Origin of the sequence: Actinoplanes awajinensis subsp. mycoplanecinus (assembly GCF_001509495.1) — a bacterium.
Classification (GTDB): domain Bacteria; phylum Actinomycetota; class Actinomycetes; order Mycobacteriales; family Micromonosporaceae; genus Actinoplanes; species Actinoplanes palleronii.
This window is the reverse complement of sequence record NZ_LLZH01000211.1, coordinates 33,360-58,824: the sequence shown is the minus strand read 5'-3', so window position 1 is coordinate 58,824 and position 25,465 is coordinate 33,360. Positions and strand designations below refer to the sequence as shown.

Annotated in this window: 16 protein-coding genes and 1 riboswitch; of the genes, 7 read left to right on the top strand and 9 right to left on the bottom strand. The window is 70.3% G+C overall.

Annotated features, from left to right (window positions below; translation table 11 throughout):
• Positions 1 to 38: 38 nt before the first annotated feature.
• Complete coding sequence (locus tag ADL15_RS21875) at positions 39 to 3,101, bottom strand: EAL domain-containing protein (protein WP_232344273.1); 3,063 nt, start codon at positions 3,099 to 3,101, stop codon at positions 39 to 41.
• Positions 3,102 to 3,252: 151 nt separating this feature from the next.
• On the opposite strand from ADL15_RS21875, the gene ADL15_RS21870 reads away from it, so the two are divergent.
• Entirely contained in the window at positions 3,253 to 4,863 is a 1,611-nt protein-coding gene (locus ADL15_RS21870) for a chitinase (protein ID WP_067694188.1), read from the top strand.
• 9 nt (positions 4,864 to 4,872) lie between these two features.
• On the opposite strand, the gene ADL15_RS21865 is transcribed toward ADL15_RS21870, so the two are convergent.
• Together ADL15_RS21865 and ADL15_RS56485 are read right to left on the bottom strand one after the other, a co-directional pair.
• A complete protein-coding gene (locus ADL15_RS21865) occupies positions 4,873 to 6,720 on the bottom strand; it encodes an Lcl domain-containing protein (RefSeq protein ID WP_067694185.1) in 1,848 nt (615 codons plus the stop codon).
• 309 nt (positions 6,721 to 7,029) lie between these two features.
• Positions 7,030 to 7,917, bottom strand: a complete 888-nt coding sequence (locus ADL15_RS56485; protein WP_157441515.1) for a hypothetical protein — start codon at positions 7,915 to 7,917, stop codon at positions 7,030 to 7,032.
• A gap of 450 nt (positions 7,918 to 8,367) precedes the next feature.
• Between ADL15_RS56485 and ADL15_RS21855 the strand changes: the two genes are divergently transcribed.
• A complete protein-coding gene (locus tag ADL15_RS21855; RefSeq protein WP_232344272.1) occupies positions 8,368 to 13,200 on the top strand; it encodes an ExeM/NucH family extracellular endonuclease in 4,833 nt (1,610 codons plus the stop codon).
• Between the two features lie 113 nt (positions 13,201 to 13,313).
• Here ADL15_RS21855 and ADL15_RS21850 read toward each other — a convergent pair whose 3' ends face one another.
• Positions 13,314 to 14,189, bottom strand: coding sequence for a LysR family transcriptional regulator (locus ADL15_RS21850; RefSeq protein ID WP_067694176.1), 876 nt, complete (start codon positions 14,187 to 14,189; stop codon positions 13,314 to 13,316).
• 70 nt (positions 14,190 to 14,259) lie between these two features.
• On the opposite strand from ADL15_RS21850, the gene ADL15_RS21845 reads away from it, so the two are divergent.
• Positions 14,260 to 14,625, top strand: coding sequence for a YybH family protein (locus ADL15_RS21845; RefSeq protein WP_067694174.1), 366 nt, complete (start codon positions 14,260 to 14,262; stop codon positions 14,623 to 14,625).
• A gap of 58 nt (positions 14,626 to 14,683) precedes the next feature.
• Here the strand turns inward: ADL15_RS21845 and ADL15_RS21840 are convergent, their stop codons facing one another.
• On the bottom strand, positions 14,684 to 15,364 hold the full coding sequence (locus tag ADL15_RS21840; protein WP_083971551.1) for a LysM peptidoglycan-binding domain-containing protein: 681 nt from the start codon (positions 15,362 to 15,364) through the stop codon (positions 14,684 to 14,686).
• 1 nt (position 15,365) lies between these two features.
• A riboswitch (cyclic di-AMP (ydaO/yuaA leader) is annotated at positions 15,366 to 15,545 on the bottom strand.
• A 319-nt stretch (positions 15,546 to 15,864) separates the two neighbouring features.
• On the opposite strand from ADL15_RS21840, the gene ADL15_RS21835 reads away from it, so the two are divergent.
• A complete protein-coding gene (locus ADL15_RS21835; protein WP_067694170.1) occupies positions 15,865 to 17,103 on the top strand; it encodes a saccharopine dehydrogenase family protein in 1,239 nt (412 codons plus the stop codon).
• 56 nt (positions 17,104 to 17,159) lie between these two features.
• Here the strand turns inward: ADL15_RS21835 and ADL15_RS21830 are convergent, their stop codons facing one another.
• Positions 17,160 to 17,777, bottom strand: a complete 618-nt coding sequence (locus ADL15_RS21830) for a class I SAM-dependent methyltransferase (RefSeq protein ID WP_067694167.1) — start codon at positions 17,775 to 17,777, stop codon at positions 17,160 to 17,162.
• A 159-nt stretch (positions 17,778 to 17,936) separates the two neighbouring features.
• Here ADL15_RS21830 and ADL15_RS21825 point away from each other — a divergent pair, with 159 nt between their 5' ends.
• From ADL15_RS21825 to ADL15_RS21815, 3 genes are all read left to right on the top strand, one after another.
• Entirely contained in the window at positions 17,937 to 18,545 is a 609-nt protein-coding gene (locus ADL15_RS21825) for a GNAT family N-acetyltransferase (protein ID WP_067694165.1), read from the top strand.
• 15 nt (positions 18,546 to 18,560) lie between these two features.
• A complete protein-coding gene (locus ADL15_RS21820) occupies positions 18,561 to 19,649 on the top strand; it encodes a DNA glycosylase AlkZ-like family protein (protein ID WP_067694162.1) in 1,089 nt (362 codons plus the stop codon).
• A gap of 212 nt (positions 19,650 to 19,861) precedes the next feature.
• Entirely contained in the window at positions 19,862 to 20,449 is a 588-nt protein-coding gene (locus tag ADL15_RS21815; RefSeq protein WP_067694159.1) for a hypothetical protein, read from the top strand.
• A 581-nt stretch (positions 20,450 to 21,030) separates the two neighbouring features.
• Here ADL15_RS21815 and ADL15_RS21810 read toward each other — a convergent pair.
• The 3 genes from ADL15_RS21810 to ADL15_RS21800 form a co-directional block, all read right to left on the bottom strand.
• Positions 21,031 to 21,306: a DUF3040 domain-containing protein gene (locus ADL15_RS21810; protein WP_067694156.1), complete on the bottom strand. Its 276-nt coding sequence runs from the start codon at positions 21,304 to 21,306 to the stop codon at positions 21,031 to 21,033.
• Positions 21,307 to 21,631: 325 nt separating this feature from the next.
• The gene (locus tag ADL15_RS21805) at positions 21,632 to 22,855 is read right to left on the bottom strand and encodes a bifunctional glycosyltransferase family 2/GtrA family protein (RefSeq protein ID WP_067694153.1); all 1,224 of its coding nucleotides are present in this window, start codon (positions 22,853 to 22,855) and stop codon (positions 21,632 to 21,634) included.
• A gap of 189 nt (positions 22,856 to 23,044) precedes the next feature.
• Entirely contained in the window at positions 23,045 to 25,213 is a 2,169-nt protein-coding gene (locus ADL15_RS21800) for an ArnT family glycosyltransferase (protein WP_394326946.1), read from the bottom strand.
• Between the last annotated feature and the right edge of the window lie 252 nt (positions 25,214 to 25,465).

Here is a 25,465-nt window from a genome sequence, read left to right as displayed (position 1 = left end):
CCGTCGCGATCCGCGACGGCCCCTCTGCTGTGCGGTGGTCAGCGACCCGCGGCGTCCGCCAACGCTCGTTCCAGCGGGACCGGCCGGCCCAGATAGAAGCCCTGGCCGAGGCGGATCCCGCAGGCCACCAGCGCGTCCCGCTGCTGCGCCGACTCGATGCCCTCGGCGATCACCGTGCAGCCCTGCGCCTCGGCGAACTCCACCAGCGCCTTGATCGAGGCCTGCCGGGCGCTCTCGGTCTCCACCCCGGCGAACGCGGGCGGGCCCAGCTTGAGGATGGCCGGTTTCAGCGCCTCGACCCGGGCCAGCGAGTCGTACCCGGTCCCGGAGTCGTCGATGGCGAACTTCAGCCCGGCCGGCATCCCGTCGAGGTCGGCCTGTTCCGGGTCGGGAATCTCCAGGACCAGCGGCCGGTCGGCCTCGTCCAGCAGCGGCGTCAGTTCCTTCGGGCGGCGCAGCAGGTCGCTGGAGACGTTGACGGCCAGCCAGGTGCCGGCCGGCAGCGCCGTCGCCGAGGCCAGGGCGGCCCGGATCAGCGCGGCGTCCAGGTCGATGTGCTGGCCCCGGGCTTGCGCGACGGCGAGCCCGAGCTGCGGCGTGGTGCCGTCGGCGAACCGGGTGAGCGCCTCGTACCCGACGATCTCGCCGGACTCCAGCTCGGAGATCGGCTGGAAGACGGTGAAGAAGTTGAACTCCTCGAACGAGTTCGACCGGGCCGGCGACGTGTTCATCGGCCAGCGGCTGCCGCTGGTCTGCTGGTTGGCGCGGACCGCGACCAGGCTGGAGGTGCGCTCGGTGCCGTAGTGCAGCACCGAGGCCCAGTCGCCGATCGCGCCGGGGCCGGCCGCGGCCAGCGCGGCGGCACTGCCCGGCGACGCGGCCGGTGCCGCGCCCTTGGCGGGCTTCTTCGCCTTCACCGGGCGGTACAGCCAGGTGCGGATGTGGGTGAAGAAGTCGACGAGGGTGTTGCCGATCCCGACAAAGGCGATCATGGCGTACGACGCGAGCACCAGGTTGATCGCCGCGAAGACCAGGTTGTCCCAGTTCTTCAGCTGGATGTCACGGACCGCGGTGTACCCGCAGAACGCGATGAGGGCGAGGGGCGCGAGCAGGTAGCTGCTCGCGGCGGTCGTCCGGTCGCGGACCTTGGGCGTACGTTTGAATGCGCTCTTCTCCCCGGTGAGCAGCTGCAACAGCGAGGCGAAGCTGCCGGACAGGTTGACCGGGAGCAGGATCAGGTTGAAGCCGTAGATCCGCAGCACGTCGATCCGGCGGTACCCGCAGTACTTCAGGTCGGCGGCCATCATCCCGAAGTACGGCACCGACACCAGCAGCAGGATCGGGTTGAGCAGGTCGGCGTTGAACGGGTAGACCAGCATGATCACCAGGCACACCGAGCTCCAGAAGATCGAGGCCATGTAGTTGACCCGGAGGAACAGCTCGCCGAAACGGTTCTTCTGCTCGCGCTTGGTCTTCGCCCGGAACTGGTCCTTGAGCCGGGACAGGATCAGCAGGCCGCCGTTCGCCCAGCGCTGACGCTGGATGCAGAGCGAGCCGAAGTCCGGCGGGGTGGCGCTGTAGGCCATCCGCTCCGGGTAGTTGTACAACGTCCAGCCGTGCACGCCGAGGTCGATCGTCGATTCGGTGTCCTCGATGACCGTACGGTCCTGGATGTAGCGGCGGATCTCCCAGTCGCCCTCGTAGGCGACCTCGCAGATGTCGTCGAGCGCCTTCTTGCGCAGCACCGCGTTCGCGCCGACCCAGAACGTCGCGCCGTAGTGGGTCATGCCCTGGTGGACGATGTGCTGGATGTCGGTGGTCGCCCCGGAGATCCGCTCGATCCGGGTGGCCGCGCCGGGGAACGCGCTGTACGGCGTCTGCGCCACCGCGACACCGGCGTACGCGCCCTGCTCCATCAGGTGCACCAGGCGCAGGCAGTAGTCCGGCAGCAGGACACTGTCGGCGTCCAGGGTGAGCACGTAGTCCGGGTTCGGCACGGTCAGCTCGCCGCGGCCGGCGCCGGCGTCCACCAGCGCCACCCCGAGCGGGGTGCTGACCTGCTGGTAGCTACCGCCCATCAGGCCGATGTAGCTGTTCAGGTTCATCGCCTTGTTCGGCTCGTGCGAGAGCGACACGAACCGCTTGCGCTCGAAACCGGTCAGGCGGACGTCGAAGATCGCGAGCAGCCGGCTGTAGAGCTGCACCAGGCGGGCGACCGGCAGCGTGGCGTTCTCGTCGGCGCCGTGCTCCAGCGCACCGGCGATGGTGGCCAGCTCGTCGCCGAGTTTGTTGACGATGTGCTCGACGAAGAACGTGTCGGTGTGGTCGACCATCTCCTGCTGGTGGCCGAGGCTGTAGAGCCAGCCGGTCGCGTACCGGTACTCGTCGGCCAGTTCGCGCATGTCCTCGACGGTGCTGGCCCGCTGCTCACGGTCGCTGAGCTCGCGCTCGAACCGCTCGTACGCGGCCTTGACCCGCAGGTAGGGGACGGCCATCTCCGACTCGATCTGGCCGGGCAGGTTACGGGCGGACAGCAGCAGGTCACGGGAGGCCCGGGTCTTCGGCTGCTGCGGGTCGTCGATCAGCAGCACCACCCGCATGCCCGGGTACTCCTGCAGCGCGGCGGAGTACAGCGTGGTCCGGATGACCCGCTCGTCCTCCTGGTACGACGGCACCAGCACGGTCACCGACGGCTTCTTCGGCTCGGCCAGGAACGCGTCCAGCACGATCCGCGGCGCCCGCTGGTGTGCCCGGCTGCGGTAGAAGAAACCGATCCGGGTGATCAGGTACGCCATCGCGGAGGCGGCCAGCCCGGTGATCACCAGCAGGTAGACGATCGCCTCGGCGGCCAGCCGCGCGCTCGTCGCCTTGCCGACCACGAACTGCTCGAACACCGTGTAGGCGACGTAACCCGCCCAGACGGTGATGGTGAGCACGATCGCGAGCCGCCCGCGGGCGATCCGGCCCTCGGAGACGGGTGGCGGCACGATCGGCTGGGGAGCCGACCGCCGGTCGGCGCCCCACTGCCGTGGAGCGTCCGGCCGGGGCTGGGCCACCGATTTGCGCTGCATGGGGTTGCCCTTCACATGGGTTGTCGACACCGGCCGCACCTGCGGGACCGTTCGTCATTCCATCGGCGTTTACGCGCCTCGGCTTGAAGGTTTGGGCGGAAAATCCGGTCCGAGCTTCAGTGGGCGGCAAATCTGCCGATTCGAGAGCACGGAAACCCATGAAGGAGAAGAGGGCTCTGCGATGCTCACCGACCGCGCCACCCCGCTGTTAGTGCGGCCGGACGACGACCCGCTGGCCGACCCGGACTGGCAGGAACCGGAGCCGCCGGCCGAGAAGTTGTCCTGGCTCCGGCTGGGCTTCCTGATCCTGGTCGTGGCCGGGGTGGGACTCGGCGGGACCGCCGCGGTGATGCACTGGCGGGACAACGCCGGCGCGCTCGCCAAGTCGTGGGCGGTGCCGTACGTCGACGTCACGCTCACCCCGACGTTCGAGTTCCAGGACCCGTCGCTGAACCCGGCGAACGACGTGGCCCTGGCGTTCGTCGTGGCCGACAAGACCGACGGCTGCGCGCCGAGCTGGGGTGGCGCGTACACCCCGGACGAGGCGTCCGCGTCGCTCGAGCTGGACCGGCGGATCAGCCAGCTCCGGGCGGCCGGCGGCAACATCATGCTGAGCGTGGGCGGCCTGACCAACAGCGAGCTCGCGGTGGCCTGCACCGACCAGGCGCGGCTGACCGACGCGTACCGGCAGCTGGTGAAGCGGTACGAACTGGCCACCCTGGATCTCGACATCGAGGGCACCGCGCTGGCTGACCAGGGCTCGCTGACCCGGCGGGCAGCCGCGCTGAAGACCCTGCAGGCGGAGCGGACCGCGGCCGGCTCGTCGCTGGCGGTGTGGCTGACCGTGCCGGTGAGCCCGGAGGGCCTGACCGCCGACGGGGTGGCCGCGGTGCGCGCCACGCTGGAGGGCGGGGTCGCGCTGCGCGGCGTGAACGTGATGACCATGGACTACGGCTCGGCCAAGGGCTCGAACCCGGACATGCTGGAGCTCACCACCAGCGCCCTGAACGCCACCCACAAGCAGCTCTCCGACCTCTACCTGCGGCTCGGCGTGCAGCTCACCTCGTCGCAGGTGTGGTCCCGGATCGGCGCCACCCCGATGATCGGGCAGAACGACGTCGACGCCGAGCGGTTCACCGTCCAGGACGCCGCGGGGCTCGCCACGTTCGCGGTGGACAAGGGCCTCGGCCGGGTGTCGATGTGGTCGCTGAACCGGGACTCCCGGTGCAAGAACACCTTCACCAACGTGGTGGTGCACTCGAACACGTGCAGCGGCGTCGACCAGACCGCGCTGGAGTTCTCCAAGGTCTTCGCCGGTCTGCCGGGCACCTCGGTGGGCAGCAGCGGCCGCGAGTCGGTGGAGATCCCGGACCAGAACGCGACCGTCGACGACCCGGCGACCAGCCCGTACCCGGTGTGGCGGCTGACCGCGCTCTATGTCGGCGGCTACAAGGTGGTCTGGCACGGGGTGGTCTACCAGGCGAAATGGGCCAACCAGGGCGCCGACCCGACCGCCGACGACGTCTCCGGCACGCCGAACCCGTGGTCGGTGGTCGGCCCGGTCAGCACCACCGAGACCGCACCCACCCCGACGCCCGCGGTGTCCGGCGTGACCGCGGAGTGGAACCCGGCGCTCGGCTACAAGCGCGGTGACCGGGTGGTCTTCGGCGGCCTGCCGTACGAGGCGCGCTGGATCACCAAGAACGAGCCGCCGTCGACCGAGTACCCGATCGGCCCGGAGGAGCCGTGGGCGCCGCTCTTCACCGTCCCCGGCGAGCCGGTGACCGGGTAGAGCCAGGGCCTAGGAGCTGACACAGCGGGCGTACCCCGCGGTGACCTTGCGATAGTTCGTGTAGCCGTCGTCGTAGTTCAGCGCCCACCGGGCGGACGGGTCCGGGGCGGCCGTCGCGGAGGTCCAGTACCAGCCGTTCGCGGCGGTGCCGGGGAAGGCCGACCGGTTGATCGCGGGGGCCACCCGGGAGTCGTCGACGGTGCTGGCGAGTTCGGTGAGGCTGGGCAGGCGCCAGGTGCGGCCGCCCAGCCTCAGCGCCGTGCAGGACGCGGTGGCCGCGGCCGCCGTCATGGTGCCCGCGGAGCCGGCCCGCTGCCAGACCAGCCCGGTCGCCGGGTCGGTGACCTGGCCGGCCGCGACCCGGTAGGCCGGCGCGCCGGAGCCGCCGCCGGAGCGCACGCAGCGGACCCGGTAGGTGCCGGTCTGGAACGCGCCGTTGCTGGCCAGGCCCTCGTAGAAGTTGATGATCCAGGCGCGCAGCGGCGTCTTGGTCACCGCCCACGGGGTCGAGGTCCAGAAGAACTGCGCCGGAGCGCCCGGGAATGCTGTGGTGTTCAGCGCCGGCCCGGAACGGGTGCTGTCGACGATCGAGGTCAGCTCGATCCGGGTCGGCAGGTGCCAGCCGCCACCGTCCAGCTTCAGCCCGGCGCAGTACGCCTTGGCCTGCGGGAACGTGTAGGTGTCCGGTGCCGTGGCACGCTGCCACTGCAGGCAGGTGACGTCGTCGCGGACCACCCCGCTGCCCAGGTTGGTGTATTTCGCCCGGTGGGTCAGGCCGGTCTTCGCCGGGTTCGGCATCGGCCAGCTGGCCCAGCGCGGGGCCAGACCCGCACCGCAAGCGGTGGTTCTCGGCTTCGCCGACGCTGTCGTCGACGGTTTTGCCGACGGTGGCGCGGTGGCCGGGGCCACCGAAGAAGGCGCGACGGAGGCGACGGCCGGGGCGAGGCCCGGCGCGACCGGCTGGGCGGTGGGTTGCGGTTCGGGCCGGCTGGCGTACGCCGCGGTGCCGCCGGCCGCGAGCACCGCGACGACGGTGAGCGCCGCCGCGACCGGATGTGATCGCAGCCAGCCGCCCTTGACCGCCACCGCCGCGGTCAGCGCCGCCGGAACCGGCACCAGCGCGCACCCGACCAGCAGCCGCTCCACCGCCACCGGGTCCGGGACGATCGCCAGGCACACCGGGCAGTCCCGGACGTGCCGGTCGATCCGTTTGCGCCACAGCGCGCCCGGTCGCTGATCCCAACCGGTCACCGTCTCGGCGAGCCCGGCGCAGCGCGGCCGCGCCTCCAGGGCCGCGACCAGGATCCGGCTGCGGTCGAGCTGGGCGCGCATCCGCTGGATCCGGACCGCGGCGTACGCGGAAGTGGTGTTCAAGGCCACCGCGGTCTCGCCGCGACCGATCTCGCCGGCCGCCTCCTGCCACCAGAGCGCCAGCACCGTGCGGTCCTCGGCGTCCAGCCACCGGCTCGCCTCGGCCACCTGACGCCGCTCGCCGGAGAGCCGCAGCCGCAGGATGGCCAGCTCCTCGAAGTCGGCGCCGGTGTCCGGGACCTCGGCGAGCGGCCCGACCCGGGCGGCCGCCTCGGCGCGCTGCTGGTGCACGCCGACCTGATGCACCGCGATGGTCAGGATCCAGGCGCGCAGACTCTCCGGCTGCCGCAGCGACGGCAGGTCACGGATCACCCGCAGCATGGTCTCCTGCACCACGTCGTCGACGTCCGGATGCCCGTTCAGAGCCCGGCCGATCACGTTGAAGACCAGCGGAAGAAACGCCCGGGCCAGCTCGTCACGGGCCCGCCGATCACCGCGCTGGGCAGCGGCGATCAGGTCGCGCCGGCGGTCGTCGCGCTTGCTCATCGGTCGGGCCCCTCGCGTCCGGTGCGCTGCCGTGCGTCATTCAACGGGCGCTTCGAGGGGAGAGATTAAATAGCTTTCCGGAGCTCTGTCAACGCGCGGTCGTGGTGCCCCGGTGTACATATCAGTTTTTGCTTTGAGATTTTTCACTGCGGCCTGAGCTGCAGGTTTGCGAGAATCTCGAGGCCGCGGACCATTTTTAAAATCGCATCGTACGGAATTATGACGCCCGGTGCGGGTGGTCGCGAGCGCCATTCCGGGGAAAGCCGCGCGGGTCACACCTGGTGAGGTGTGACCCGCGCGCGTCATGCATCAGCGAGAGGGGCGATGCCCACCGTTGCCGGGTCCACCGTTGCCTGGCCCACCGTTGCCTGGCCCACCGTTGCCCGGCCCACCGTTGCCTGGCCCACCGTTGCCCGGTCCACCGTTGCCGGGGCCGCCGTTCGACGGTCCGCCGTTGCCCGGTCCGCCGTTACCCGGGCCGCCGTTGGACGGTCCGCCATTGCCGGGGCCACCGTTGCCCGGTCCGCCGTTGGACGGTCCGCCGTTGCCCGGTCCGCCATTGCCGGGGCCACCGTTGCCCGGTCCGCCGTTGGACGGTCCGCCGTTGCCCGGTCCGCCGTTGGACGGTCCGCCGTTGCCCGGTCCGCCGTTCGACGGTCCGCCGTTGCCGGGGCCGCCGTGGGACGGTCCGCCGTTGCCGGGCCCTCCGTGGCTCGGGCCGCCGTTGCCGGGCCCTCCGTGGCTCGGGCCGCCGTTGCCCGGCCAGCCGTGGCTCGGGCCGCCGTGGCTCGGGCCGCCGTGGTGCGGGCGACCCGGGCCCGGCCACTGCGGACGGTCGCTCCAGTTGCCCGGCCACTGGCCCGGACGCCAGCGGCTGTTCCAGCGGTCGCTCCAGTCGTCCTGCGACACGATCAGCGCGTAGGCGCCGCGGCGGATGCCCCGGCGAACCCGCTCGCAGTCGTGGTCGTCCCAGGCGTCGAAGCGCTCGCCGGTGCGGCCGGCCCGGTCACAGGACCGGTAGGTCCGGTAGTAGCCGACGACCTCGTCGTCGTCCCACCGCGCCTGCGCCGGGTTCGCCGAGGTGCCGCTGCCCGACTGCCCCGCGGCGGGCGCCGCCAGCGCCGGCCCCGCGAACAGTCCGGCGCCGGCCAGCATGCCCAAGCCCGCCAGCGTCAGCATGCGTGCTGCCTTCTTCATAACCATTCCCTTCAGTCGCCTCCCCCGGAAACACTCCCTAACCATGTCAGAACGGACTTAATACCCCTAAAACCGCGTCTCATACTTTCGGCCGGAACTAGATCACGAACGACGACGGTGGGCTCGATGCGGACGACCCGCCCCGGAGCAGGCCGGACTGCTCAGGTCGTACCAAAAAGGGTCTTAGAAGGTCGTGGCGGGCACGTAACGACGAGGACGTTTCGTAACGCGCTGTATAGACAGCCAACAGGTAACAATCCGTAATGGACTCTCGGATGCTCAACCGTGACCATCGTGAGTGGTCGATTCGGGGGGATTACCACCTGTCCTTAGTGGGCCGCACCCCGTTCCGTTACCTGATCGAGAAAAGAACGTCATCGACCGCCCCTAATCTCCGCCCCACTCACTTCCATCGGAGGACCTATCTCGATGCGTCCATATACACGCAGCGTGAACCCCGGTGCTCGGGCGAACCAGACGGCACGGAGCCCCCACGCTCTTCGTGCCCTCGGTGCCGCGGCACTGGCCACCGCGCTGGGTCTGGGCTTCTCCGGGCCGGCTTTCGCCGCCGAAGCACAGATCCCCTTCATCAGCGAGATCCACTACGACAACGTCGGCGCTGACAGCGGCGAGGCGATCGAGATCCAGGCCCCGGCCGGGACCGACCTGTCCGGCTGGCAGATCGTTCTCTACAACGGCGGCGGAAACCCCGTCGGTGCCAGCTACAGCACCACCACGCTCAGCGGTCTGGTCCCGGCGTCCGGTGTGGTCGTGACGACCTACCCGACCGACGGCCTGCAGAACGGCTCGCCCGACGCGATCGCACTGGTCAAGCCGGACGGCACGCTCGCCGAGTTCCTCAGCTACGAGGGCGTCGTCACGGCGTCCAACGGCCCGGCGCTCGGACAGACCTCGACCGACATCGGTGTCGCCGAGTCGACCGCCACCCCGGTCGGGTACTCGCTCCAGAAGATCGACGGCGCCTGGAAGCCCGAGGCGGCCAGCTCGTTCGGCACGCTGAACGGCGGCACCACCACCCCCGACCCGGAGCCGACGGTCGGCTGCGACACCGCGGTCACCAACACCATCGCCGAGGTGCAGGGCACCGGCGCGGCGTCCCCGCTGGCCGGTACGAAGGTCACCGTCGAGGGCGTCGTCACCGCGGTGCACACCACCGGCGGCTTCAACGGCTTCTACATCCAGACCGCGGGCAGCGGCGGTGACCGCAAGGTCGCCGAGGGCACCGCGTCGGACGCCGTCCTCGTCTACGGCACCGTCGCGAACCTGCCCACCGTCAACATGGGTGACCAGGTCCGGGTGACCGGCTCGGTGACCGAGTTCAGCGGCCTCACCGAGATCACCCTCGCGGCCAAGGCCGACACGCAGATCTGCGCCACCGGTGTGACCGTGCCGACCGCGGTGTCGCTGAGCCTGCCGGCCAGTGACGCGGTCCGCGAGTCCGCCGAGGGCATGCTCGTCGCCCCGGCCGGCAAGTACACGGTGTCGGACACGTACTACCTGAACACCTACGGCGAGGCCGTGCTGGCCGCCGGCGACGCGGTGGCGAAGGTCCCGACCGACGTGGCCAAGCCCGGCAGCGACGCGGCCAAGGCCCTGAAGGCCGCCAACCGCGACGCCCGGATCCTGCTGGACGACGGCAAGACCGCCAACCTGTCGACCGCGAAGATCGCGCCGCCGTACATCTCCAAGGACGAGCCGATCCGGACCGGCGACAAGGTCGCCTCCTTCGGCCCGGTCGTGCTGGACTACGCGTACGGCGACTGGCTGCTCGAGCCGACCACCCCGGTCTCCGCGGAGACCCCGGCGGCGAACCGGACCACCTTCACCGCCGCCAACCCGCGCACCACCGCACCGGTGGCCGTGGGCGGCGACCTCAAGGTGGCCAGCTTCAACGTGCTGAACTACTTCGTCCACTTCGGTGGCGAGGCGCGCGGCGCGACCGACGCGGCGGCGGCTGCCAAGCAGCAGGCGAAGATCGTCTCGGCGATCAGCGCGATGAACGCCGACGTCGTCGCGCTCATGGAGATCGAGAACTCGGTCAAGTTCGAGGCGAACGACCCGCAGCTGGCGCTGAAGACCCTGGTCGGCGCGCTGAACGACGTCGACGGCGCGGGCACCTGGGACTACGTCCGGTCGCCCGCCGAGCTGCCGAGCGCGGCCGAGCAGGACGTGATCACCACCGCGATCATCTACAAGCCGGCCAAGGCCACGCCGAAGGGCGCGTCCCGCTCGCTCAGCGACGAGACCGTGTGGTCGAACGCGCGTGAGCCGATCGCGCAGACGTTCCACGCCGGCTCGATCGACTTCACGGTGGTCGCGAACCACCTGAAGTCGAAGAGCGCCTCGGTCGCTCCGGCCGGTGACAACGTGGACTCCGGTGACGGGCAGGGCCCGTACAACGGTGACCGCAAGCGTCAGGCCGCGTCGCTGGTCAACTTCGTCAAGGGTGTCGAGAAGGACAGCGGCACCGACAACGTGATCCTGCTGGGTGACTTCAACTCGTACACCCAGGAAGACCCGATGCAGGTCCTCTACGAGGCCGGCTACACCGACGTGCACACCACGAAGGCGCCGGGCAAGTCCTCGTACGTCTTCGGCGGCGAGTCCGGTTCCCTGGACCACGCGCTGACCACGGCGGCGCTGACCGACCGGGTCACCGGCGTGGACATCTGGAACATCAACTCGGTCGAGTCGTACGCGTTCCAGTACGACGGTTACGCGCCGTTCTACGGTGCCGACCCGTACCGGGCCAGCGACCACGACCCGGTCGTCGTCGGCATCGACACCGACCCGATCGACCTGCAGCTGCTCAACATCAACGACTTCCACGGCCGGCTCGAGCAGCCGAGCACGAACGTCGGCGGCGCCGCGTACGTGGCCGGTCTGGTCGACAAGCTGCGGGCGCAGAACCCGTACACGATCTTCAGCTCGGCCGGTGACAACATCGGCGCGTCGACCTTCATCTCGTCGATCGACTCGGACAACCCGACGCTGGACGCCCTGAACGCGGCCGGCCTGTCGGTCTCCGCGGTCGGCAACCACGAGTTCGACAAGGGCCTCGCCGACCTGACCGGACGGGTCGAGGACCGGGCGAACTTCCCGTACCTCGGCGCGAACGTCTACAAGGACGGCGCGCGGGTCCTGGACGCCTACACGGTGAAGACCGTGGCCGGCATCCGGGTCGGCTACGTCGGTGTCGTCACCTCGCAGACCGGCTCGCTGGTCAGCCCGGACGGCATCAAGGGCGTCGAGTTCCACGACCCGATCGCCGAGGCGAACACGGTGGCGGCTCAGCTCTCCGACGGCGACGAGTCGAACGGTGAGGCGGACGTGCTCGTCCTGCTCGCCCACGAGGGTGCGGCGACCGAGAACATCACCTCCGCCGCGACGCTGCAGGCCGACCCGGTCTTCGGTGACTTCACCAGGGTGAGCGCCGAGTACGAGGCCATCCTCACCGGACACACCCACCAGCCGTACGCCTTCGAGGTCCCGGTCCCCGGCACCACGAAGACCCGTCCGGTGATCCAGGCCGAGGACTACGGCGTCCGCGTCGGCCAGGCCACCCTGACCATCGACCCGGCGACCAAGCAGGTCACCGCGTCGACGGCCAAGCTGATCGACGTGCTGGCCAACGCCGGCACGCCGGACACCACCGCCGACGACATCACGCCGAACGCGGCGGTCGCCAAGATCGTGGCAGCCGCCAAGGCCAACTCGACGGTGCTCGGCGCGAAGCAGCTCGGCACCATCACCACGGACATCAAGCGGGCCTACAACGGCACCGCCGAGGACCGTGGCGCCGAGTCGGTGATGGGCAACTTCATCGCCGACGTGCAGCTCGACCAGACCAGTGAGGCTCGTCGCGGCGGCGCTCAGATCGCCTTCATGAACCCGGGTGGCCTGCGCAGCGACCTGCTGGTCGGCGAGGACGGCGTGATCACCTACTCCGAGGCGTACGCGGTCCAGCCGTTCGCCAACGACATGGTCACCCAGACCCTCACCGGCGCACAGATCAAGCAGGTGCTCGAGGAGCAGTGGCAGCCGTCCACCGCTTCCCGGCCGATCCTGCACCTGGGTGTGTCCAAGGGCTTCACCTATCAGTACGACGCCACGCAGCCGGCCGGTTCGCGGATCATCGCGTCCACGGTGAAGCTGAACGGCGTGGTCCTCGACCCGGCCGGTCAGTACCGGGTCTCGTCGAACTCGTTCCTCGCCTCGGGTGGCGACAACTTCTTCACCCTCGGCAAGGGCACCGCCAAGGTCACGACCGGCGACAACGACCTGACCATGCTGGTCAACTACTTCGCCAAGTACACGCCGATCACCGCGGACACCGCGTTCCGCAGCAGCGTGTACGTCCCGGCGCCGTCGGACACCACCGCGCCGACCGGCACCTACCAGGCGAACGCCACGACCATCTGGCCCGGCCAGACGGTCACCCTGACGCAGACCTCGCTGACCGACGACAGTGCTGTCGCCGAGGTCACGCAGGTCGTCACCTGGGGCGACGGCAGCACGCCGGAGACCCTGACCGGCAAGTCGGCCGCTCACAAGTACGCCAAGGCCGGCACGTTCACGATCACCGTGACCCTCACTGACAAGGCCGGCAACACGGCCACCGTCAGCGGCGGCACCGTGACGGCGGCCGCGCAGGCCGGCAAGTACTCGCTGAGCGCCGGTTCGATCTGGGCCACCCAGTCGGTCACCCTCCGCGTCAGCGGCGTGAACGGCACCTCGGTCAAGATCACCTGGGGCGACGGCACCACCGGCTCGGCGTCCGCCAACACCCCGGTCACGCACACCTACACCAAGGCCGGCACGTACTCGGTCAAGGTGACCCCGGTGAACGCGGCCGGCGCGGGCAGCACCGTGACGGCGGGCACGCTCAAGGTCGTCAAGGACGTCTTCGTACCGAAGGTGACTCTGACCGTCCCGCACAGCTCGAACAAGGCGACGTCCTGGAAGACGGTCACCGGCAAGGTGAGCGACACCGGTCTGGGCGTCAGCAGCGTGCGGGTCAAGCTGGTCGAGCAGCGCTCCGGCAAGTGGTACTACTACAGCCACGGCAAGTGGACGAAGGCGTCCTCGAAGTCCGCGGCGCTGAGCAAGGGCGAGCTGCTGACCGCGAAGGTCAGCGGCGGATCCTGGAGCCTCAAGGTCTCCGGGGTCGCCAAGGGCACCCTGCGGATCAGCTACCTCGCGACGGACAAGGCGGGCAACAAGTCGGCCGCCAAGGTCTACACCGTCAAGATCACCAAGTAACTCGGTAGTCCCGGGAGCCCTCGCCGCTGGTCGCGGCGGGGGCTCCTGCCGTTTCGGCTGTTTTCGATCAGCTGAAAGCGGGGCGGCACCGCTTCAGGTTCGGCTGTTTTCGATCAGCTGAAAGCGGCGCGGCAGTGCTTCAGGAAGGCGGACAGGGCCGGGCTCGCGCGGTCCTGCCAGATCAGCGCGAGCAGGGCCGGAATGCCGACGTCGTCGATCGGGACCGCGACCAGGTCCGGGTGCGCGGCGGCCATCGACTCGCTCAGCACGGCGACCCCGAGACCGCGACGGGCCAGGCCGGCGACGGTGTCCGGGGACGTGGCCACCAGGGCGACCTCCGGTCGCACACCGACCGCTGCGAGGACGGCGCGGTCGAGCACGTCACGGATGCCGGTCCCCACCGGCAGACAGACGATGTGGTACGACGTGAGCCCGGCGACCGGGACCCTCCCGCGCTGCGCCAGCTCGCTGCCCGGCGGGGTCAGCGCGACCAGGGGCTCGCTCACGATGATCTGCGCCGCGAGGTGGTCGGGTGGTTCACCCGCGAGTCCGGCGAGCGCGACGTCGAGGCTGCCGGTGCGTACCCCGGCGACCAGGTGATCCGAGTTCGCCTCGGTCAGCTCCAGCTCGATGCCGGGGTGATCGCGGTGGAACGCGGCGAGCGCGTCGAACAGCGGCGTCACCTCGCATCCGGTCACCATGCCGATCGTCAGCCGGCCCCGGATCAGCCCTTTCACGTCGTCGATCGCGTCGCGCAGGTCGAGCGTCGAGTCGAGCGCCGCGCGGGCGTGGCGCAGCGCCACCGAACCCGCGTCGGTGAGGCGCGCGGTGCGGCCACTGCGGTCGAAGAGCTCCGCGCCGAGCTCGTGCTCCAGGGCCTTGATCTGGGCGCTCACCCCGGACTGGGTGATGTGCACCCGCTCCGCGGCCCGGGTGAAGCTCCCGGTCTCGGCCACCGCCACGAAGTACTGAAGCTGCCGCAAATCCACAAGTGGGAATTGTAGTAGTCATAAGAACTATGCGTTGGACTTGTAGACCCGGGCGCGGAAGGCTGGAGCCATGAGCGAACGCGAGAAGGCACTCCAGCCGGAAGACCTCACCCGCCTCTTCGTCGAGCGCGCCAACGCGAAAGACGCCGAGGGCCTGGCCTGGCTGTATGAGGAGGATGCCGTGATGGCCTACCCGCCAGGCAGCCAGACCGTCGGCCGCGCGGCGATCCAGAAGTTCTGGGCCGAGGTGCTGCCGAGGATGCCGCGGTTCGAGCCGGAGCCGCCGCTGCCCACGCTGATCAGCGGCGACCTGGCCCTCACCTCGACCCCGCCGAAAGACGGCGCCGGGGCGCGGGCGCAGGTGGTGCGCCGGCAGCCCGACGGTTCCTGGCTGCGTGTGCTCGACCAGCCGGAGTTCACCCGGCCGCCCAGCTGACCCGATCGAGAGCTGACCGGGCGCGGGGTCCCTTGCCGAGGGACCCCGCAACCGCTGGTCAGAACGCCAGGCGCTGTCCCACGCGGAGGTGGTTCGGGCTGCTCAGCCGGCCGGCGTTGGCGCGGTAGAGCGCCTTCCACCCACCCCGGACGTGATAGCGGGCGGCGAGGCTGGAGAGCGTGTCGCCGCGCTTCACCACGTAGGTGCGCCCCGCCGTCAGCGGCTTGGTGTAGGCCGCTAGGCGGAAGGGGCTCACCGAGGTGGTCCGTACCGTGGCGGTCTTCCGGGACTGGGTGAGGCCGCGGCGGCCACACGTCGGCCACGCGCCGATGCCCTGGTTGCGCAGCACCCGCTCGGCGACCGTGATCTGCTCGGTCTTGGAGGCGAGATTGGCCGTGGAGCCGTAGGAGCCGCCGCCGTGCGAGCGCCACGTGCCGCGGCTGAACTGCAAACCGCCGTAATAGCCGTTCCCGGTGTTGATTCTCCAGTTCCCGCCGGATTCGCACTTGGCGACGGCGTCCCAGTTGACGTTCGGCGCGGCGCTGGCTGGTGCGGCTTCCACGGCCAGCAGGCCGATGGCGCCGGCCAGGCCGGCCACCGTGATGCCGAGCGCACGTTTCAGCCGGGTGCGTGTGTGCCCGGGCTGCGTGGACGTGACCTGCGCGGCCCGAAAATGGGCGCGCGGTGCCGGGGCTCGCCGGGAGAGGACACGACGAACCCGCTTGTTCAGGTGAAGCATGAAGTTTTCCCTCCACGCCTGCGAGGTGAGCTGTCGGGTTCGGGCCGAGGAGCCCGGCCGCTAGGTGCGGCTTCACCCCGAGGCACGCTCCGAGGAGCGCGCCGGAGAACTTGTGGGTCCCCCGCTCCATGCCTGTGTGTTGTTGACCGTGACCAGCAGGCAGGACTCGGCGTTCCGGCCACGGTGTCCGCTAGTGCGGACTGCCGACGGTAGCCACCGCATCACGGACCTGACCACGTCCGATAGCGGGGCTGGTGACTTTGTTCTCACAAATTAGCCGCTTTGATCTGCCTTTGGTCCGACAACCACCCGTTTTCTTGAGTGGAGGGGAGACTTTCCACCACCGTGGTCGGCCGTACGGGGGAAACCCGTTGTCAGTCTGCATAGCCCGGTCGGGAGTGGGTAAACAGCGGCTTTTTTCGGGTCACCGCTGCTTGTTCGGTTCTTTTGTGGCGTCCGGATGTCCCGCCGCTGCGGTCCGGGGTGCACAATCTCGGACCATGAGCGATCGTTCACGTGACTTCGAGGTGATCGTCTACGGTGCCACCGGCTTCGTCGGGGCCCTCGTGGCAAAGCATCTCGCCGGATTCGCACCGGCCGGCACCCGTATCGCACTGGCCGGCCGCTCACCGGAGAAACTGGAGGCGCTCCGCTCTCGGCTGAACGTCGACTGGCCGGTTCTGATCGCGGACGCCACCGATCCCGACGCGGTGGCCACCCTGGCCGGACGCGCGCAGGTCATCATCACCACCGTCGGTCCCTACGCGAAGTACGGCCGTCCCCTCGCGCACGCCTGCGCCGTGTCCGGCACCGACTATGTCGATCTGACCGGTGAGGTGCTGTTCGCCCGGGACAGCATCGACGAGAACCATGAGCTCGCCCGCAGTACCGGTGCGCGGATCGTGCACTCCTGCGGCTTCGACTCCATTCCGTCCGACATCGGGGTGCACGTCCTGCATCAACTGATCGAGCAGGACGGCGCGGGGGAGCTCACCGACACCACGCTCGTGGTGACCAGCCTGAGCGGCGGGGTGAGCGGCGGCACCATCGACTCGATGCGCAACCAGGTCGACGTGATGAAGAAGGACCCCTCGCTGCGCCGGGTGGCCGGCAGTCCGTATTCGCTCAGCCCGGACCGGGCCGCCGAGCCGAAGGTGGGCCGGCAGAGCGACATGGACACGTTCCCGGCCTCCGACGTGGACCCGCGACTGCGCGGACGGCTCGCGCCGTTCGTGATGGCGTCCTACAACACCCGGGTGGTGCGGCGGAGCAACGCGCTGCGGGGCTGGGCGTACGGTCGCGGTTTCAAGTATCGCGAAGCGATGAGTGTCGGCGCGTCACCGCTCTCGCCGGTGATCGCGGCCGGCACCAAGATCGTGCTCGGCGCGCTGTTCGTCGGGCTCGCGGTGCCGCCGACCCGCTTCCTGCTGGACCGGCTGCTGCCGGCGCCGGGCACCGGCCCGAGCGAGAAGACCCAGCAGAACGGCCACTTCACCATGGACATCTTCACCACCACGACGAGCGGCGCGCGCTACACCGCGCGGTTCCGGGCCAAGGGCGACCCGGGGTACGCCGCGACCGCCGTGATGCTCGGTGAGTCCGCCCTGGCCCTGGCCCTCGACCGGGACGCCCTGCCCCCGTCCGAGGGCGGCGTTCTCACCCCGGCCACCGCCATCGGAGACGCCCTGGTCACCCGGCTGCGCACCGCCGGGGTGGAGATCACGGCCCGCAAGCTCTGACCCCGGCCACCCGCTCCTCCCGCCGCTCGTCGCTCCGGTCGCGCGGCGGGGTGGGGTCAGGTGGGCCGGCGGGCGATCAGCTGGAAGACGTGCCAGTGTTTGGGGCCGCTGCTGGCGGCGCCGAGCTCGTCCTCCTCGTGCCAGTGTTCGACGGTCAGGCCGTCGGCCAGGGATTTCGCCTCGGTCTCGGTCAGGAACGTCATTCCCGGCGCACCGGCCCAGCTGTCGCGCACGCCGAACAGGTCCACGGCGATCCAGCCGCCGGGGCGCAGCGCCGAGCGGATCATGGTCCACAGGCGATCGAAGTGCGGCCGGTCCTGCCACGGGAGCGCGTAGGCGGCGTGGATCAGGTCGGTATCGGGGAGTTCGGTGATCTGCTCGAAGCTGAGCCGGCGGGCGGTCAGCGCCGGGTGCGGCTGATCGACAGCGGACAGCATGGTCGGGTCACCGTCGAAGGCGGTCACCCGCCAGCCGGACTCGAGCAGCGCACGAGTTTCCCGGCCCGCTCCGCAGCCCAGGTCGACAGCGGTCCGGCCGGCACCGGGACCGGCCAGTTCCATCGCCCGGCGGCAGGTCGCACGGACGTCACGCTCGGACTGCCGGGCGTTGTAGAGCGCCCAGTGTTCGTTGGAGTTGACCGGGTAGGCCGAGGACGTACCGGAAAGGGAAGACATGCACCGGATCCTGCCGTGCCGGACGCAAGCGGCGAAGCCGCCCGGAAGGCCCGCGGTAAAGCGATCGGTTATCCGACGGATGGACGGTCAAGAATCGTCAAAGACGACTTGTCGATCGCCACTAGCCGCAAACGGGTCCTTTTAGGCAGGATTCGAGGAGTGACCACCAGCCCGCTGCCGCACCCGCTCCGGTTGGCGGGCTATGGGGTCGTGTTGCGCGAATGGACGCCCGACGATCTGGAGGATCTGGTCACGCTGCTCGACGAGCCGGACATCGCCCGCTGGACGCCGATGCCGTCGCCGTTCGACGTCGAGGCCGGGCTGGCCTACCTGAAACGGGCCCAGCAGGGGCGGCTGACCGGGCGCCGGATCCAGCTCGCGATCACCGTGGACGGGCTCGCGCCGCTGGGCGAGGTGCTGCTCTTCGGGGTCAACCCGGTGCCGCGCGAGGCCGAGCTGGGTTATCTGGTGGGTGCGGCATACCGGCGGCGCGGGCTCGCGGTGGGCGCGTTGTCGCTGCTCACCGAGTACGCCTGCGGCACGTTGCACCTGCGTCGGCTGCTGCTGCGGATCGATCCGGGCAACTCGGCGAGCACGGCGGTGGCCCGTCGCTGCGGGTACCGTCTGACCGGCGAGCCGCCGATACCGCAGGAGGGCCCGTACGGCCCGACCAGCCTGGACACCTGGGAGTATGTCGAGGGCCTGCCGGGCGCCCGCCGGGAACGCCTGAGAAATGTCGCATCCCGGCGGTACGGTCGTCGCACCTGATCGGGAGGTGCAGCGATGATCAACGTGGATCGTGCGCAGGTGATGGCATTCCGGCTGGCCGCGCTGGGGCTCACCGAGCGGGTCAGTGCCCGCCCCGCCGACCTGCCGGTGCTCGACCTGGGCGTGCAGGAATACACCCCGGGCTCCACCCACGTCGCGCTGGCCGCCCGCACCAGCGCCGAGCTCGACGACGATCGCCTGCTCACGGTGTGGGCCACCCGTGGCGCGCCCCACCTGCACCGGCGCGCCGACATCGCCGCGCTGACCGCCCAGCTGTGGCCGATCAGCGACGCCGACGCGACCGCGAGGATCAAGAGCGCACAGATTCCGTACGGTTTGAGCCTGGGGATCGCGGCGATCCGGGCCACCGCGGCCGCCTTCCGCGAGGTGGTGCACACGCCGATGCCGCGTGGCGAGGTGAGCACCGCGGTGAGCAGCCGGGTGCCCGCCGAGCTGACCTTCGACTGCAAGCCCTGCCAGGCCCGGCACGTCTCGGGCAGCGTCTGGCAGCTGGCCGGCCTGCCCGGTGGTGTCCAGGTGCTCTCCCGCGGCCGCGACGCCATGCTCGGTCCTCTCGACGCGCCGTTCCCGGAGAGCAATCACGGGTTCGGGGAGCTGGTCACCACTTATCTGCGCTTTCTGGGCCCGGCCACCCCGGCCGAGGTGGCGAAATATCTGCAGAGCACCACCACCGAGGTCCGCGCGCACTGGCCCGCCGACCTGGTCGAGCTGCACGTCGACGGCCGCCGCTCCTGGCTGCCGGCCGCCAGCGTGCCCGCCCTGGAGTCACCGCCCACCCCGGCCTCGGTCCGCCTGCTGCCGGCGATGGACCCGCTGCTGCAGGCCCGTGACCGAGACCTGCTGATCCCGGAGCGAGACCGGCACAAGGAGGTGTGGCGCGCACTCGGCAACCCGGGCGTCCTGCTGCTCGACGGCGAGATCGCCGGGGTGTGGCGCCCTCGCATGGCCGGCAAGAAACGAGTCGACCTCACGGTGACCCCGTTCGCCCCTCTGACCCCGAAGCAGCAGCACCGAGTCGAAGCGGAAGCGAGCGAGGTGGCCCGAGCCCGCAACGTCCCCACCGCCACCACCACCTTCACCTGACCCCGCCGCCCCTCAAGCCTTCCCGCAGCCACCGCGGTGCCCGCACGGTCAACGTCGACGTCAAGCACCCGACGACCACGGTCGGTGCCGTCACGTCGCGATCGTGCGGCCGTTCGAGTGCTTCTCGCAGCTGTCGCGGTGCGCGCGCCGGTGACCCGGTGACCGCGGTCGGTGCTGTCACGTCGTGATCGTGCGGCCGTTACCGTGGCCGAGTGAGCACGATCGGGTTTCTGCATACCGCTGAAGTGCACGTGGCGACGTTCCGCGGTCTGGTCGCGGAGCTGGCGCCGGGCTGGCAGGACCGGCACGTCGTCGATCCGCAGCTGCTGGCCGACGCACGCGCCGGGCTGCCGGTCGAGGATCGGCTGCGGGAACGGCTGGCCGAGCTGGCCGACACCGACGTGATCGTCTGCACCTGCTCCACCATCGGCCTGGAAGCGGAACGCGCCGGCGCCCTGCGCGGCGACCGCCCGATGGCCCGAGCCGCGATCGCAGCGGCGAAGGGCGGCCGGATCGCGGTCGCCTACGCGGTCGAGTCCACCGTGGAACCCACAACGGCCGTGCTCCGGGACGAGGACGCCACCGCCGACCTGGTGCTGGTGCCCTGCCTGGACGCATGGCAGTTCTTCGAGGCCGGCGACCTGCCCGCCTACCACGCGGCCATAGCCGCCCAGCTCCGCGCCGTCGACGCCGAAGTGATCGTGCTGGCCCAGCCGAGCATGGCCCCGGCCGCCGCCCTGCTCCCCGGCCGCCCGGTCCTGACCAGCCCCCGAGCCGCCGTCCTAGCCGCCACCACCTGACCCACCCACCCGCAGTTTCGGTGCAGAGCGCACCCAAACTCCCCACGCAGCGTGCGGCAACGGCGAGTGTGGGGACTTTCGGTGCGGAGCGCGCCCGAACTCCCCACGCAGCGTGCGGCGACGGCGAGTGTGGGGACTTTCGGTGCGGAGCGCGCCCGAACTCCCCACGCAGCGTGCGGCAACCGCGAGTGTGGGGACTTTCGGTGCGGAGCGCGCCCAAACTCCCCACGCAGCGTGCGGCGACGGCGAGTGTGGGGACTTTCGGTGCGGAGCGCGCCCAAACTCCCCACGCAGCGTGCGGCGACGGCGAGTGTGGGGACTTTTGGTGCGGAGCGCGCCCAAACTCCCCACGCAGCGTGCGGCAACGGCGAGTGTGGGGACTTTCGGTGCGGAGCGCGCCCAAACTCCCCACGCAGCGTGTGGTGACGGCGAGTGTGGGGACTTTCGGTGCGGAGCGCGCCCACACTTCACACGCTTGCTTGGGACGTGATCGAGCCCGCGCCGTGCCGGGCGCGGGCTCGATCGGGGCAGGCTCAGCCGACGACGATCATGAGGCCAGATGACCAGGGGATGCGCGGGTGTCAGCGGGAGCGGAACTTCTGGAAGCGGTACCCAGCCGCCGCCGCTGTCACCGCGCCCCACACCGCGACGATGATCGAGGCGATCCACCAGCCCACCGCGCCCAGGACGATCGCGGCGACAGCGATCACGGCGGCGGCGATGAAGAGGGCTATCGGGGGCCGGGGAGCCGGAACACTGAAGTTCCCGCCACCCATCCGGGCACAGAAGTCGGGGTCGTCCCGCCGGAGCTGGCGCTCCAGCTGTGACAGGCGTCGGGTGTCCTCTTTGCTGAGCATGTGCTGCCGCCTTCCGGTCTGCCGCGCCGGTGAAGCAAGGATCGAGAGTCGGCTATCCCGATCAAAGCCCATTGTTACCTCTGAGTTGCTTCCGTGATACGTCTGCGTGTGCCGAATTTTCCGGCCGAACTACCCGAGACCCCGGAAGGCGCGCCCAAGAGGTGAGATGACCGGAAAGGGTTTCATCAGCCGGTACAACGTTTTTGCCGTGTTTTGGCGGCGGCACCGACACGGAGAGTGTCAGATGGCGATACAAGCGGCAGGCAACGCAACGCGGCGCCCGTAGTGGACGGACGCCGCGAAAAGGGTGAACCAGACGAAGAGCTCAGGACCGGGAGCCGCGGAACACCCACACCCGCATCATCAGGAACCGCACCGCGGTCGCCACCAGGTTCGCCAGCACCAGCACCGACAGTTCGACGAAACGGGACGGCTGGGTGGACGCCGCGTCAAGCAGTGCCAGCGAGCCACTTGTCAGCGCCAGTCCGATTCCGAACACCACGAGTCCCTGCGCCTGATGCCGCAGCGCGCCGTCGTTGCCACGCACCCCGAAGGTCAGCCGCCGGTTGGCCGCGGTGTTCGCCACCGCGGTGACCAGCAGCGCGACCAGGTTCGCCGCCTGCGGCCCGACACCGACCCGGAGCAGCGCGTAGAGCACCAGGTAGGCGAGTGTGCTGGCGACGCCGACCGCGGCGAACCGGATCAGCTGACCGGTCAGGCCGGTCGGCACCCCGTCCACCGGCAGCGGATTGCGGCCGAGCTGTTCGCGGAGCGCCGCCAGGGGGATCTTGCCGGTGCTCAGCCCACGGGTGATCCGGACGATGCCCTTGAGATCGGCGATCGCGGTCGCCACGATGTCGACGCGGCTGTCCGGATCGTCCACCCAGTCGACCGGCACCTCGTGGATGCGCAGGCCGACCCGCTCGGCGAGCACCAGCATCTCGGTGTCGAAGAACCATCCGGTGTCCTCGACCATCGGCAGCAGTCGACGGGCCACATCGGACCGGATCGCCTTGAAGCCACACTGCGCGTCGGAGAATCGCGCGGCCATCGTCGTACGCAAAATGAGGTTGTAGCTCCGGGAGATGAACTCGCGCTTCGCTCCCCGGACCACCCGCGAACCTCGCGCCAGCCGTGATCCGATCGCCAGATCGGAGTGCCCGGAGATCAACGGTGCGACCAGCGGCAACAGTGCGCCGAGGTCGGTCGAGAGATCGACGTCCATGTAGGCGAGCACGGCCGCGTCCGATTGTGTCCAGACGTGGTTCAGGGCGCGGCCCCGACCCTTTTCGGTCAGGTACACCGCCTCGACCTCGGGGTAGGTGGCCTTCAGACGCTGCGCCACGGCCGCGGTGCCGTCGATGCTCGCGTTGTCCGCGATGGTGATCCGGAATCGGTACGGGAAGTAGGCCGCGAGGTAGGCGTGCAGGCGCTGCACGCAGGGCTCGAGGTCGATCTCCTCGTTGTAGACCGGGACGACGACGTCGAGCACCGGAGCGGTGACGCGGGTCGGTCCGGCGTCCTGCGATGGCAGCGTCGAGAGGCTCATGAGGACAATCTCCGCCGCGCATCTTTGCCCGCTGTATAAGAACGCTGTGCGCCGACTGTGAGTTCTTGGGCGTTGTTTCCGATTTATCACCAGGATCAACACCCCGAAAACCACTTTTTTGTACGACGTGAAAGCCGAGCGGGCGGCCGCCCCGAGAAGGGAGACCGCCCGCGCCGTCGATCAGTGCTGTCAGGCCGTGGTGCCGGACACTCCCGTGGTCAGGTCGTAGACCGTGGTGCCGCCAACCGTCGTGGCGGTGAAGTTCTCGGTCACCCAGGAGGAGATCTGACCGCTGTCGCTGCTGCCCGAGCTGCCGCCCCCGCCGAAGCCACTGCCGCCGATGAAGTAGTGGATCTTGCCAGCGGCGACGTAGTCCTTGAACTGGGCCAGAGTGGGGGAGGGGTCGGTGCCGTTGAAGCCGCCGATCGCCATCACCGGCTGCTCGGTGGCCAGCTGATAACCGGAGGCGTTCTGCGAGCCGATCGCCGCGGCCACCCAGGTGTACTTGCCGGCGTCCTGCTCCAGCAGGGCCTTCATCTCGGCGCTGACGGTCGCGGCGTTGAGCAGGCCGCCCATCCCGCCGCCACCCATGCCCCGGCCCCCGCCGTCGGTGCGGTTGCCACCACCTTGAGTGCCACCCTGGGTGCCGCCACCGGGCGCGCCGCCTTGAGTCCCGCCTTGGGTTCCGCCACCGGGGAAGCCGCCACCGTTCTGATTGCCGCCGGGGAAAGTGCCGCCGCCGGGGAAAGTGCCGCCACCCGGGAAGCCGCCGCCGCGGTTGCCGCGACCGGCGCCGCCACCACCCGGGCCGCCGCGACCGCCGAAGCCGCCACCGGACACCGCCGGACCGGCCGACGGGATCGAGCCGGTGTGCGCCTCGGACGCGGTCTGCACCGCGTACGCCGCCGGCCCGGCCAGCGCCGTGACCAGCGCAACCGTCCCGCCGATCAGCGCGATCCGCCGGGACAGCCGGAACGACGCGACCACCGCGACCGCCGCCACGATCCCGACGATCAGCACCGGCAGCCGCAGCCAGGGCAGGAAGTCCGAGCTACGCCCGAGCAGCGTGTACGACCACCAGGCGGTGACCGCGACCGCCGCACCGAGCGTCAGCGCCGCGACGATGTTGGCCCGGTGCTTCCAGAGCAGCACCACGCCCATCCCGACCACCGCGCCGACCGCCGGCGCCAGCGCCACGGTGTAGTACGCGTGGAAGATCCCCTGCATGAAGCTGAAGATCAGCCCGGTGATCAGCAGCCACGAGCCCCACAGCACCAGCCCGGCCCGCTGCAGATCGGAACGGGCCCGCCGCGCCGTGATCACCAAGCCGGCGACCAGCACGATCAGCGCGGCCGGCAGCAGCCAGGAGATCTGCCCGCCCTGCGAGCTGTCGAACATCCGGGTCAGGCCGGTCGACCCCCACATGCTGCCGCCGTTGCCACCACCGCCCCCGCCGCCACCACCGACGCTGCCGGTCTCCTCACCGTTGAGCCGGCCCAGGCCGTTGTAGCCGAGGGCCAGCTCGAGCAGGCTGTTGTTCTGCGACCCACCGATGTACGGCCGGGCCGACGCCGGCACCAGCTCGACGATGGCGATGTACCAGCCGGCCGACACGATCACCGCGCCCAGCGAGAGCAGCAGCTGCCAGATGCGTTTGCCGAGCTTGGGCGGGCCGGCGATGAGGTACGCGAGACCGTACGCCGGGACCACGAGCAGGGCCTGCAGCATCTTGGTGAGGAAGCCGAAGCCGACGAACACGCCGGCCAGCACGATCCACTTGGTCGAGCCGCCCTCCACGGCGCGCAGCGTCGCGTACGCCCCGGCCACCATCAGCAGCACGAGCAGCGCGTCCGGGTTGTTGAACCGGAACATCAGCACGGCCACCGGGGTGAGCGCGGAGACCGCCCCGGCGATCAGGCCGGCCGCCGGTCCGAAGCCGCGCCGGACGGTCGCGTAGAGCAGGCCGGTGCTGGCCACGCCGAGCAGCGCTTGCGGCACGAGGATGCTCCAGGCGCTGAGGCCGAACATCCGTACCGAAATTGCCATGATCCACAGCGAGGCCGGGGTCTTGTCGACGGTGATCGAGTTCGCGGCGTCGGAGGAGCCGTAGAAGAACGCCTTCCAGCTCGCCGAGCCGGCTTGCACCGCCGCCGAGTAGAACGCGTTGGCCCAGCCGGACGCGCCGAGGCCCCAGATGTAGAGGACCGCGGTGCCGATGAGCAGGGCGATCAGGGACGGCCGGACCCACGGGGCGTCGGTACGGCCGAGCAGGTACCGCGCAGCGCCGGTGCGGTCGTGCGGCGGGGGAGGCGGCGTCTCGGCGGGTGTCTCGGCCGGGCTCGCCTCCCCGTCGATCACGGCCGGCCGCTCGCGCTCGCGCTCGGCGAGAGCGACAGCGGTGGCCGGCGCGGCAGCGGCAGCAGAAGCGACTGCGGGAGAAACAGCGGCAGCAGAAGCGGCTGCCGGAGAAACAGCGGCAGCAGAAGCGGCTGCCGGAGAAACAGCGGCAGGCGTTTCGGCCGGCGTGGAGGGTTCAGCTGGCGCGGCAGCTTCAGGGGACGGTTCGGCGGGACCGGTGTCGGCGTCGACGAGCGATTCTTCGCCCGTCGA